11 protein-coding genes are annotated in these 12559 nt (G+C 47.5%); 6 read left to right on the forward strand and 5 right to left on the reverse strand.

Going from position 1 to position 12559, the window contains the following annotated elements; translation table 11 throughout:
- Window positions 1-4 precede the first annotated feature (4 nt).
- Complete coding sequence (locus ACEN8J_RS21675) at window positions 5-1003, reverse strand: ABC transporter ATP-binding protein (protein WP_029514901.1); 999 nt, start codon at window positions 1001-1003, stop codon at window positions 5-7.
- 202 nt (window positions 1004-1205) lie between these two features.
- Between ACEN8J_RS21675 and ACEN8J_RS21680 the strand changes: the two genes are divergently transcribed.
- Both ACEN8J_RS21680 and ACEN8J_RS21685 read left to right on the forward strand, forming a co-directional pair.
- Window positions 1206-2099, forward strand: coding sequence for a LysR family transcriptional regulator (locus ACEN8J_RS21680; protein WP_029514902.1), 894 nt, complete (start codon window positions 1206-1208; stop codon window positions 2097-2099).
- Between the two features lie 126 nt (window positions 2100-2225).
- A complete protein-coding gene (locus ACEN8J_RS21685; protein WP_495593964.1) occupies window positions 2226-3086 on the forward strand; it encodes a hypothetical protein in 861 nt (286 codons plus the stop codon).
- A 110-nt stretch (window positions 3087-3196) separates the two neighbouring features.
- Here the strand turns inward: ACEN8J_RS21685 and argS are convergent, their stop codons facing one another.
- The 3 genes from argS to ACEN8J_RS21700 form a co-directional block, all read right to left on the reverse strand.
- Window positions 3197-4876, reverse strand: coding sequence for an arginine--tRNA ligase (gene argS, locus ACEN8J_RS21690; RefSeq protein WP_029514906.1), 1680 nt, complete (start codon window positions 4874-4876; stop codon window positions 3197-3199).
- 2 nt (window positions 4877-4878) lie between these two features.
- A complete protein-coding gene (locus ACEN8J_RS21695; RefSeq protein WP_080658551.1) occupies window positions 4879-5313 on the reverse strand; it encodes a YwiB family protein in 435 nt (144 codons plus the stop codon).
- Between the two features lie 92 nt (window positions 5314-5405).
- Window positions 5406-6296: a LysR family transcriptional regulator gene (locus tag ACEN8J_RS21700; RefSeq protein ID WP_029514908.1), complete on the reverse strand. Its 891-nt coding sequence runs from the start codon at window positions 6294-6296 to the stop codon at window positions 5406-5408.
- A gap of 153 nt (window positions 6297-6449) precedes the next feature.
- Between ACEN8J_RS21700 and ACEN8J_RS21705 the strand changes: the two genes are divergently transcribed.
- The 4 genes from ACEN8J_RS21705 to ACEN8J_RS21720 all read left to right on the forward strand — a co-directional run bounded on the left by ACEN8J_RS21705 (window position 6450) and on the right by ACEN8J_RS21720 (window position 11054).
- Window positions 6450-8204 carry an ABC transporter ATP-binding protein gene (locus ACEN8J_RS21705; protein ID WP_340931155.1) on the forward strand — a complete coding sequence of 585 codons (1755 nt, stop codon included), beginning with the start codon at window positions 6450-6452 and terminating at the stop codon, window positions 8202-8204.
- Entirely contained in the window at window positions 8201-9940 is a 1740-nt protein-coding gene (locus ACEN8J_RS21710; protein WP_495593966.1) for an ABC transporter ATP-binding protein, read from the forward strand. The genes ACEN8J_RS21705 and ACEN8J_RS21710 overlap by 4 nt, the downstream gene beginning before the upstream one ends.
- A gap of 204 nt (window positions 9941-10144) precedes the next feature.
- On the forward strand, window positions 10145-10459 hold the full coding sequence (locus ACEN8J_RS21715; protein ID WP_029514913.1) for a MazG nucleotide pyrophosphohydrolase domain-containing protein: 315 nt from the start codon (window positions 10145-10147) through the stop codon (window positions 10457-10459).
- Window positions 10460-10472: 13 nt separating this feature from the next.
- Complete coding sequence (locus tag ACEN8J_RS21720; RefSeq protein ID WP_029514915.1) at window positions 10473-11054, forward strand: LOG family protein; 582 nt, start codon at window positions 10473-10475, stop codon at window positions 11052-11054.
- 149 nt (window positions 11055-11203) lie between these two features.
- Here ACEN8J_RS21720 and ACEN8J_RS21725 read toward each other — a convergent pair whose 3' ends face one another.
- Entirely contained in the window at window positions 11204-12496 is a 1293-nt protein-coding gene (locus ACEN8J_RS21725) for an MFS transporter (RefSeq protein ID WP_069011485.1), read from the reverse strand.
- Window positions 12497-12559 lie beyond the last annotated feature (63 nt).

A 12559-nucleotide genomic window follows, 5' to 3' on the forward strand; every position in this document is an offset into this window, starting at 1 on the left:
TTCCTTATGCTTCAAGTTGGTGGATGTGTTGCGGTGATACCCAAATGTGCATTTTTTCGCCAATCGGCAAGCGGGTGGAGTGATATGCAGTCCATTGCTCACCGTTCTCGGCTAGTATACGAATTTCATAACGATCGCCGACATAGCTGACATGCATGATCTCTACTGTAAAAGCGTGCTGATCCGCTTGCTCCTGTTCCCAACGGACATGTTCAGGACGAAACAGTGTCCGTTCCAACTCCAGCCAGTTGGATTTGCCGATAAACCTCGCCACCTCTGGATGAGCTGGGCAACCGTAGATCACCTCTGGTGTTCCGGTCTGCAAAATATGTCCATTTTTCATAACAACCACTTCATCAGACATGGACATGGCCTCGATCTGATCATGGGTGACATATAGGGCGGTCAGCCCCAGATCGCGCACAAGCGACAGCATCTCAATGCGCATCTCCTCCCGTAGCACCGCATCCAGCGCACTGAGAGGCTCGTCGAACAACACCAGTCGAGGCCGGATAGCAACCGCTCTTGCGAAGGCAACCCGCTGCTGCTGACCACCGGATAGCTGATGAGGATACCGATCCTCCATCCCTGACAATCTGACCATGTCGAGCGCCTCCAGCACCACTGTCCGCAGTTCCTTGTCTCGGGCGCTGGCAAACCCTTTCCCCCGCTTGCCCGCACGCAGGCCGAAGGCCACATTTTCAAACACCGTCATATGCGGCCACAACGCGAAATCCTGAAAGACCATACCAAAGTGGCGGAGATGCGCGGGAATATCCTTTTTGCGTTCAGCCGAAAAAAGAATTTCCTCTCCCATCGTGATTGTGCCGGTATCCGGTGTCTCCAGACCAGCAATCAAGCGCAAGAGCGTTGTTTTCCCACATCCGGACGGTCCGAGCAGTGTTGTGAATTTACCCCGTCGTACGACCAGATTCGTCTCATGCAGCGCTGTTATTTGGCTGAAGGTTTTACTTAATCCGTGAATATATAGATCCTGATTCATCGCATTACCTGCCTGTTCTTCTGACTGACCCCAGTGTAAAACTTGAATTCGCAACCTGTGTTATTGGAAAGTTAAAACAAAATTAATTATTTCAATGAATTGTGTTAACACTCATAGATTTAATCTATATAGAGGGGATTGATGCTGCTACCCATACAAATAGGCATGATTGTTCAATTAACCTGAAAGCGAGGCATTCTAAGTGAATTTAAGTCTTCTAAAGTTACATATTGTAGAACTGCTGAATAAGCACCATAAAATTACCACGGTCGCCGAGCTTCTTGGCCTAAAGCAACCCACTGTTACTTTTCATATGAAAAATCTGGAGCGTGAATTCGGCGTAAAGCTGTTTGACACACGCATGGGCAAAATCATCCTGACGGATGCTGGAAATGCGCTACTGCACTATGCCAGCAAAATTAATGCACTGGCTGCCGAAGCTGAGCGAGTCGTCCGCGAGTTCGATACGCTCCAGCGGGGAAGCATACGTATTGGCGCAAGCTATGTACCCGCTACCTACTTGCTTCCTGCTGTGTTGCACCGCTTTGCCCGTGAGCATCCGGGTATTCACATCGCCTTGTCTGTGAAAACTGCGCCCGTGATCAAGGACATGCTCGCTCGTCACGAAATTGATCTTGGCATCATTTCGGCAGAGCCGTTTCAATCCCCAACGCTACTCTCAGAATCCTTGGGCGAAGATGAACTGATGCTCATCTGCTCACCCACTCATCCGCTCGCCAACGAAACCGATTTGACACCCGAGCTTATCGCTTCTTCCTCCTTCGTATTACATGGCAAGGATTCCAGCACACGCCACGTGACCGACAAATGGCTGGAGCGTGGGAGTCGGCGACTTCCCTCCTATCTGGAGTTGGATTCACTGGAAGCCATCAAACAGGCGGTTATGCTGGGAGAACACATCTCCTTTGTATCTCGCATTGCCGTTCAGTCAGAGGTTGAGCGGGGCTTACTGGTTGTAAGACCTATTCCGGGGCAGTCTGTTGAGCGGTATATTTATATGGTCAGCAACAAAGACCGCCATCGCTCGGCGCTCATTCACAGATTCACCGAATATTTATCATGGAACCAAGATTAAATCTTACCTGTCATATAGAAATTATGTCTTTTTTTTACCGGAGTACCCTCGTGCTTTGACATACGACTGACAATACACCCGTAAAGTGTAGCGTGTAACCTATTCGGACGAACAGGAGAGGATGAAATGAAAACAGGCCTTCGTATCACCCAATTGATGTCGGTAGTAACTCTGAGTGCAGTACTGCTCGTAACAGGATGGAAAGGAGCAGAACCGGTACAAGCTGCCGCCAATGCCACACCAAGCTATGAGGTGAAGCTACTACTGGATACGGCTCAGGTGCTCAATGCGGATGGCTCATTAAAAAGTGGCATCGTGAACGAGTTTCAAATTAGCGACGATGCACAACGATTGAGCGTCGAGTATTTTGATACAAATTCATTGCAATTAAATGACGAGGGCTGGAACGTGAGGTTTCGCAAAAAAGAGGACAAAAAAAATTATGAATTAACCTACAAAAAGCGCTATACGGTCACAAATGGAAATATCGACGCGGCGCTCACCCAAGCGAATAAAGAAGGGTTCAGCGCGTCTGATGATAATTATGAGGCTGAGGTGGATTGGGGATACAGCAAGCAAACACTAAGTTTTTCCAATGATAAAAAAACAAACGCCTCCAAAGGATTGGCTCTACCTTCCCCAGATCAAGCATTAAAGCAACTACAGGTTAATCTTCCGGGCAAGCTGCAAAACTGTAAATCCAGCAACTGGGGCAAGAAAACTCTGGCAGACTCCAGAGTACGCGGTCCGGTACAGGTCAGCAAATATGAAGGTAGCTTTCAGGGACTGGATACCGACGTTGAAATATGGCCTATTCGCAGCGCAAACGGATCAGGTACAGAAAATATTATCGAAATCTCCTTCAAAACCTCGGATTACAGTGTTGCCGCCAGCAACCGCACCAAGCTGATGAACCTGTTGCAATCCAAAGGATGGCTGGTTCCCGCCGATTCCCTGAAAACGAATTTGGTACTGGAACGCTACTAAGCTAATCCAACATAAAAAGGAACCGAGGCGCCAACCTGTTGAGAGTGGCGCCTCGGTTCCTTTTATTATTATTTATATGACTACAAGGTCATGATGTTAAAGTTGCTTGCTTACATACGTTCCGGTGCAGACACGCCCACTAGCTTCAGTACGTTGGCAATGGTCGTGCGCACCGCACCAAACAACGCCAAGCGTGCCTGCGTTTGAGCGGCATCCTCTGTAATGACGCGCTCTGCCTTATAGTAGCTGTGGAACAATGAAGCCAGCTCGTAGACATAGCGAATCATACGGTGTGGTGCAAAGTTTGCAGCCGCCACCGATACTTCCTCCGGCAGCTCGCCGATTTTGCGGAGCAAATCGTATTCATGCTCAGCCGTCAGCTTGGACAAGTCAACTTCTGCCAACGGCAGCACAGCAATCCCCTGCTCTTCAGCTTGACGATATACGCTGCATGCACGTGCGTGCGCATATTGTACGTAGAATACTGGATTCTCATTGGAAGTGGAAATCGCCAAATCCATGTCAAAATCCAGGTGCGAATCCATGCTGCGCATAGTGAAGAAGTAACGGATCGCGTCTACACCCACTTCTTCCATCAGATCTTCCATCGTCACGGCCTTGCCAGTACGTTTGGACATTTTTACTTTTTCCCCATTTTGGAACAAGCTGACCATTTGGGCAATCAACACTTTAAGCTTATCCGGGTCATTACCCAGTGCTTCCATTGCTGCCTTCATCCGTGGAATATAGCCATGGTGATCCGCTCCCCAAATGTTGATGATCGTGTCATACCCACGAGCATATTTATCGCGATGGTAAGCGATATCCGGGGTCAGGTACGTATATGTACCGTCATTTTTGATCAAGACACGGTCTTTATCGTCGCCGTACTTGGTCGTATTCAGCCATGTAGCTCCGTCCTTCTCGTAAATCTCTTCACGGTCACGCAGCTCATTCAGCGCTTTAAGCACTTCACCATTTTCATACAGCGACGTTTCGCTGAACCAGGAGTCAAAAGGTACACGGAACAGCTCCAGATCACGCTTAATCTTGTTTAGTTCCTTTTCCAGACCGTAGTCACGGAAATAAGCAGCACGATCTCCCGGTTCCATGGACAACAGAGAATCGCCCTTTTCAGCCACCAGTTCCTTGGCAAACCCGATGATATCCTCACCATGGTAACCATCTTCCGGCATCTCCGCAGGCTGTCCCAGCTCCTGCAAATAACGCGCTTCAATAGAGCGGCTCATGTTGTAAATCTGGTTGCCCGCATCATTAATATAGTATTCACGAGTTACTTTGTATCCGGCAAAATCAAGCACGTTGCAGAGAGCATCCCCTACGGCTGCACCACGTGCATGACCTAAGTGAAGGCTACCTGTCGGATTGGCGCTGACAAACTCGATTTGTACCTTTTTGCCTGCACCTTCCTGTATACGCCCGTAATCTGCCCCCTGCTCCTGCACTTGTCCAATGACTGCATACAGGTAGCTCTTGTTCAGGCGGAAGTTAATAAAACCCGGTCCAGCGATTTCCGCACTTTCAATAGAAGCGGAAGCTAAATCCATATTCGCGATTAAGTCTTCAGCGATTTGCCGTGGGTTCTTCTTCGCAATGCGGGTGAGCTGCATCGCAGCGTTGGTAGCCAAATCACCGTGTGACTTGTCCTTGGGCACCTCCAGCGTAATGGTCGGCAGCTCTTCGCGGCTCACGATTCCGGCAGCCAGCACCGCCGCCTCAATTGCTGAAGTCACCTTTTGATTAATAAGTTCCAGTGGATTGCTTGTCATGATTATTGCTCCTCCTGTATATGCAAACTGATGGCAAAATGCCCCGAGAAATCCTCAAATACGTACAGATCATAGGTCCAGCTCACATGCCCGCTGAATCCATCCATCCGAATATCGAGCTTCTGCGTATGCGCAGACATGTTCAGGTTTAAATAAGGCGAGCGGTAAAATCCAGGCAACCTGCGTCCCAGCGCAAACGACTGCTCTGATTGTACCTCACCGTGACGAATCAGCTTTAGCTCATCCGGTCCGATTTTGACTGTGTTCCGTGTCGTACCGCCCTCAGGACTTTCTTGCGGCTCATCGTACCTTATATATAGATGCTTCCCACGCACAATCGCTTCTCCGGGAAGTTCCTGTACCACATCTTCTCCGTCATGATGACTATGAAGACGGATTCGGACCTTTGCATTATGTGGCATGTATTCAAACTCCATTCTATTGCTATCCTACTGTACTACTATATCCAGTTCCCGATTGCAATTCAAATGAGTTTTTACAAAAAGATGCTTTCATCCAAAAAATTTAGCTACCTTAAGTCAGCTCCATCAGATGCTTGGCTAAAACTTTCAATGAATCGAGAGGCTAGAGAAGACATGTATTTATCCTTCATCCAGACAGCCGCCACACGTGTATGCAATTCTTCACACATAATTTCCTTAACGATTAACTGGTTATTGCTTCCGAGTGACAACGCAGACCGCGAAATCATACCGATCCCCAACCCTTCATTAGCCCAATGAAGCGTGGTGCGAGCATCATCGTTTTTGCAAAAGAAATTTGGCTCAAAGCCATGCTTTATACAGGTATCGTGGATCAATTGTTCAAAGCGGCGATAAACGATGAGCGGCCTGTTTTTCAAGTCAGACAACGGGATGGTCTTCTGTTCGGGGTTCCAGTCATGTTCTTCTGTCATCACTGCGATCATCGGTTCGGAGGACGCATATCTGCACCCTAAATCAGTGGTATTAAAAGGGGTTCTGACGATACCGACCTCGACAATTCCTTTGTTCAAAAGATCGAGAATCCTAAAGGTATTTCCCTCATGAATTTCAAATTTTACACCCGCATAGGTTTTATGAAATTCGGAAAGCCTGTCTTTCATTAGGGCTGCGCCGGAAGAGGAGACCGTTCCAATGGTAAGCGTACCCTTCATCCCCAAGGCAAAATCGTTAATTTCTCTCGTTGTGGCATCTGTCAGCTCCAGAATCTGCTTGGCCCTATTCTGTAAAATGATGCCGGCCTCCGTCAACTGGATGCTTCGCGAGCCTCGATGCACGAGCTTTACACCAAGCTCTTCCTCCAGTTGCATGAGCTGCTGACTTAAGGGAGGCTGTGCGATTTGCAGCTTTTTGGCTGCCGCTGTAATCTGTCCGGCCTCTGCGATCGCCAAAAAATACTTGAGATGTCTCAATTCCATCATTATGGCCCTCCGGTACTGATATATGTAAAACCTATACCTCTAATATATATTAAATATTATTCATATGGTTGGGGATATGACATAATCAAATTCAGATATGCTATTGCGGCATGAGGCTATATACATTATTTAGGTTAGGTGATGGTTTATTTGCTGAAATTTGCTGTTTTTTTGAAACCCTATAAAAAGGAAACGATTCTTGGGCCTCTATTTAAACTGATTGAGGCCATCTTGGAACTATTGCTGCCCACTATGGTTGCCTTAATGATCAATCATGGTGTAGGTAAAGGAGACACCCATTATGTTTGGCAGATGGGTCTTTTGATGTTACTCATGACTATACTGGGCTTTGGCAGTTCATTAGTATGTCAGTTTTACGCAGCCCGTGCCTCCCAAGGATTCGGAACTACGCTGCGCAATACGATGTTTAAACATATTTCATCGTTTTCTTATGCTGATCTCGATAAGTTCGGTACGCCCTCGCTCATCAACCGGATTACGAATGATGTCAATCAACTCCAAACGGCTGTAGCGATGCTGATTCGTCTGGTCATTCGTGCTCCTTTTATTTGTATCGGGGCTATTATCATGTCCATGATCCTGGATTTCCGCCTGGCTTTGGTGCTGTTGGCGGCTACACCGGTTCTAGCTTTGATCCTGTATGTGGTCATTACGAAGGCTTCACCACTGTATCGTCGGTATCAAAAAAAACTCGATAAAATCGCTCTGGTACTTAGCGAAAATCTTACAGGCGTACGGGTCATACGCGCATTTGCCAAAAGAGGCGCTGAGCGAGTTAAATTCAACGCCGCTTCGGATGACCTGACTCAGACCGCTATTCGTGTCGGACGTATTTCTGCTTTGCTAAGCCCTGCCACCTTGCTGGTGGTAAACGGAGCTATTATTGCAATCCTGTGGATCGGCGCCATCCATATCCAATATGGATCACTTACACAAGGGGAGATTATTGCCTTTATTAATTACATTACGCAAATTTTATTAGCTCTGATTGTGGTGACCAATTTAATTATTTTGTTCACCAAGGCTGCCACTTCAGCAGCGCGGATTCAGGAGGTCCTAGACACGCAAGCTTCGATTTCCGACACTGCTGCTACTTCTACATCTATAGATAGGGAGGGAACAAGTGGGCATGGCGCTGTACCAGCCATCTCTTTTGATCATGTTTCCTTTGGATACAATACGACAGGGCAACTGGCACTTAACGATGTAGTGGTAAACATCTATCCTGGTGAAACGGTTGGAATCATCGGAGGAACAGGTTCGGGGAAATCCACCTTTGTGAATCTCATTCCCCGCTTCTATGATGCGGTAGAGGGTTGTGTACAGGTTGACGGCATCGACGTACGGCAGTATAAGCTTGAGCAATTGCGGCAGAAAATCGGTATTGTTCCTCAGAAGGCGCTGCTGTTCACTGGGACGATAGCGGATAATATCCGTTGGGGACATGAACACGCCACCGACGAGGAAGTCGCTCAAGCCGCAGCAATCGCGCAAGCGGATGAATTTATTTCTAACTTGCCGGAAAAATTCGATGCCCCGATCACCCGAGGAGGACTTAATCTATCGGGAGGACAAAAACAGCGACTTACCATTGCCAGAGCTATTGTAGGCAATCCGGAAATTCTGATTTTGGACGATTCCTCAAGCGCACTTGATTTTGCAACTGACGCCGCCCTCCGGAAATCGCTACGGGAAAAAAGCACCCGCATGACTGTCCTACTGGTCTCGCAACGAGTAAGCAGCGTACAGCATGCTGATAAAATCATTGTATTTGATGAAGGCCGGATTGTCGGAATCGGCACACATGATCAGTTGATGAGCAGCTCGGAGGTATATCAGGAAATTAATCGCTCCCAGCTCTCAACGCAGGAGGTGGACCAATGAGTGGCAAGGAAACCTGGAGAAGATTGTTAACCTATGTCGGTCAATATAAAACAACAACATTTTGGGTCATCGTCAGTGCGATTCTCAGCGTGCTTGCCAGTCTGATCGGACCCTACATGATTGGTCAAGCTATCGACCACATGGTGGATAAGGGAGCAGTGAATTTTAAAGGTATTGTAAAGATTCTAGCTGGATTAGGCATTGTATATGTTGTAGGCAGTCTGTTTAGCTGGCTACTCACGTATTTGACGAACCGTATTGCTTTTCAGACCGTAAATGATATGCGGCGGGAGTTATTTGATCATTTTAATATCCTTCCGTTAAGCTTTCATGACACTCATCCGCAAGGAGACAGCATTAGCCGTTTCGTGAACGATATGGATGCTGTGTCGGATGGATTGCTGCAAGGATTTTCCACCTTGATTACCGGGATTATTACGATTATAGGCTCCATTGTACTCATGCTGTATATCAGTCCGATCATGACGTTGGTCGTATTGGTGTCTGCCCCGATCACATACGGTGTGGCACGGTTCATTACGACAAGGTCACAGCGTATGTTCCGCGAACAGGCCAAAATTTTAGGAAGCCTGAACGGTTACGTGGAAGAAATGATCGGCGGGCAACGGGTAGTTACTGCTTTTCATTATGAAAACCGCTCGCTTGAGGAATTTTCCGCCAGAAACGAACAATTGTATCAAGCCGGGGTGAAATCGCAGTTTTACGGATCATTGTCCAACCCCTCTACCCGATTGGTGAACAACATGACTTCTTCAGTCACCGCCATGATTGGCTGTATTTCCATTATTTTGGGTGGGATCTCGGTAGGTGGATTGTCGAGCTTTCTGATTTATACCAATTTGTTCGCCAAGCCCTTTAATGAAATTACGGGTGTTCTCACCCAGTTCCAGGCAGCCACGGCTTCTGCTCAGCGCATATTTGCGATTTTGGACTCACCGCCAGAGCAGCCGGAAAAATCGAACGCCGTACAGCTGAAGCGCAGCAAAGGCACGATTCTTTTTGATCATGTCAAATTCTCCTATAACCCGGAACGTACGCTCATTACGAACTTTAGTCTGGAGGTTAAACCGGGTACACGTGTGGCCATTGTCGGACAGACCGGAGCTGGCAAAACCACACTCGTCAATCTGCTCATGCGGTTTTACGATGTGGACAGCGGCTCGATATCCATCGACGGGGTGAATATCAACGACATGAGCCGGGACAACCTGCGGACTAACTTTGGTATGGTGCTTCAAGATACATGGCTGTTCAGCGGAACCATTCGGGACAATATCGCTTACGGGAAGCCGGAAGCCACGGACAAAGAAGTCATCGCGGCTGCAACAGCTGCCAATGCGCATAGCTTCATCAAGCGACTGCCTCATGGCTACGATACGGTCATCAGCGGGTCAGGCGACAGCCTGTCGCAAGGCCAAAAACAGCTGCTTACCATCGCGAGGGTAATCCTCGTCGATCCACCTATGCTGATCCTGGATGAAGCGACCAGTAGCATAGACACTCTGACAGAAGCGCGTATCCAAAAAGCATTTATGAAAATGATTGCCGGACGCACCAGCTTTGTGATCGCCCACAGACTATCGACCATCCGCGAAGCGGATTTGATTCTATACATGAAAAACGGCGATGTCGTCGAAAGTGGTACCCATGAGGGGCTGCTTGCCAGCGGCGGCCATTATGCCTCGCTCTATAACAGCCAGTTTACTACGGCTTAAAAGGCTGACCGGATACGGTCGCATCAGTAAGGTCAACGTTCTTAAAAAAAGTCGGTTGCTTTTTAAGCAATTGGCTTTTTTATTTTTCTTTGATAAATCCCCCCCTATATTATATAATAAAACGAGAACAAACGTTCCGTTTCATCTAAACCTTATGGTTTGTATAGCCAACATCATGCATGGGTTTCAGTTGGGAGGCTGAATATGGATATTAATGAATTTCAAAAGTGGGTCAAGCAATATTATCAAGAGAGGAACTGGTCTGATTTAGATATCTTCGTCCGAATTGGTTTCTTGGCAGAGGAAACCGGGGAGGTTGCGAGAGCTATTCGCGCCCTGGAGATCGGCAGAGACCGGCCTGATGAGATCGATGGTTCATTCGAGGAGAACAGGGAGCATTTAACTGAAGAACTTGGAGACGTACTGGGTAATCTCATCGTGATCGCCAACAAGTATGACATCACCTTGGAGGATATATTTCGAACACACCAGCAAAAACTTGCAAAAAGATATACATAAAGGAGAATCTCATATGAAAAGCATTGCTGTTTTTTGCGGTTCCAGTAATGGAGCGTCTGAGATTTATCGAGAGCATGCTGTTGCTCTGGGCAAGGCACTTGCCGAACAGGAAATAAGCCTGATTTATGGAGGAGCAAGTGTTGGTTTAATGGGTGCAGTGGCTGACGCGGCACTTCATGCAGGAGGTCACGTCATCGGTGTACTCCCTCACTTTTTGCAAAGCCGTGAAATTGCACATAATGGCCTGAGCGAATTAATCATTGTTGATTCCATGCACGAACGAAAATCTAAAATGGCAGAGATTGCGGACGGATTCATTGTTTTACCAGGTGGCCCAGGTACAATGGAAGAATACTTTGAAATTTTCACATGGGCGCAATTAGGCTTGCATGAAAAGCCATGCGGTCTTTTAAATATTAACCATTATTACGATCCTCTTATTTCCTTGTTTAATCGTATGGTTGAGGAACAATTTATGCAGGAAAAATATCGTGCGTTGGTAATTACGGATACTACTTCGCAAGGAATCCTACAGCAATTTACAAATTACACTCCTCCTGCCGTCAAAACATATCTCACGAGCAAACGGACCTGACATTAGGAATGGCACGTATTGCTCAACAGACATACCATTTAATTTAATATGATATGAAAGGAACACCACCGTCAACGTTATTCCAGTGGTGTTCCTGTAAAATTGAACTCATCCAATGAATGCTGTCACGCCTAACGGGAACCCCAATTTTAAATCCCAGCGCCCGTAGCGGTTGGTTGGTCCATTTGCTCACTTTCCTGAAAATCCCTGCGGTAGAACCAGCCGATCAGAACAGCAACGGTAGTCATGGCCGCAGCCAACAAATACACCTGCACCATACCGAAACGGTCTGCATACCAGCCCATGAATAACAAAGACAGACCGAAAGCGAGATTTGTAAGCACATCAATTCCCGCCATCACTTTGGGCAGCTGGGCTGGCGGTGCACTGGTTTGCAGCAAGGTGCGGCGAATAATCCCCGCCATTTGAACAGGTAAGCCTGATACAGCAAAAAGAATAAGCGCAGCAACGGGGATGGTATTCAGCGCAAATACAATGGTAATCAGTACATACACCAGCAATGCTCCGAGCATGTACAAAAAGCTGTTCTTTTGCAATCGCTTGACCAAGCCAACGACAATCAATCCACCCAAAATCGTGCCCGAGAAAAAGGACGCATTCATAAAGCCCCACCAGCTCGCATCCCGATGCAGCACTTGGCTGACGTACGCCAGAATAAATACCCCAAGCCAGGAGACTCCCCCGATACTATCCACGCTATCGACGATCATCAGAGAACGAATACGACGGTTGTGCCAAATGATTGTCCAGCCTTCCCCAAGCTCTTTCCAATGGGAGCCTTTTTCCTTTGCCTTTGCAGGCTCTACTGCATTTGTCGAGGAATCCGAAGCTTCAAGACTTAATTCCTTCTGATCCAGCGGATCACGAATAAAGGACGTGACAGTTACAGCCACGAGATAACAACAGGATGCAATCACAAGCGTATTCAGGGAACCCAGCCAAGCCACAATAATTCCGCTCAGCGCCCAGCCTGCACACCTGACCACCTGATCACTGACCGCCACCATGCCGTTGGCACGCATTAGCCCTTCACCCGTAGCCAAACGGGGTACAAGCGCATTACGCGCAGGATTGGTCCAGCCATCCAGAAAAGACATACCGAACACCATCACAAAAATAAATAGAAACGACCTCTGCTCAGGTACGATCCACAAATAAAGCAGCAGTAGCGTAAAAATGACAAACTGACCAAACTGGGAAAATAGCAACACGCGTGTTAGCCGAAATCGGCCGAGGACGATTGGTGCAACGAGCCCACTAAGCACTTGGGCAGACAATCGGAACAGCGGGATTAGAATAGTCGTCATTAAGGAATTACTTGAGCTGAACACCAATACCACTACACTCAACATGTAGATGATATCTGCTACGTTGGAGATCGTCTGGGACCCCCACAGGTAATAAAAAGAGCGTCTGATCAAAAAAGTTTCCCCCTCTTTGGTACATCGCCGATTTATGTATTTCCATAACCAAACCGTCCCTGT

This window comes from Paenibacillus sp. Paensp38 (assembly GCF_059491915.1).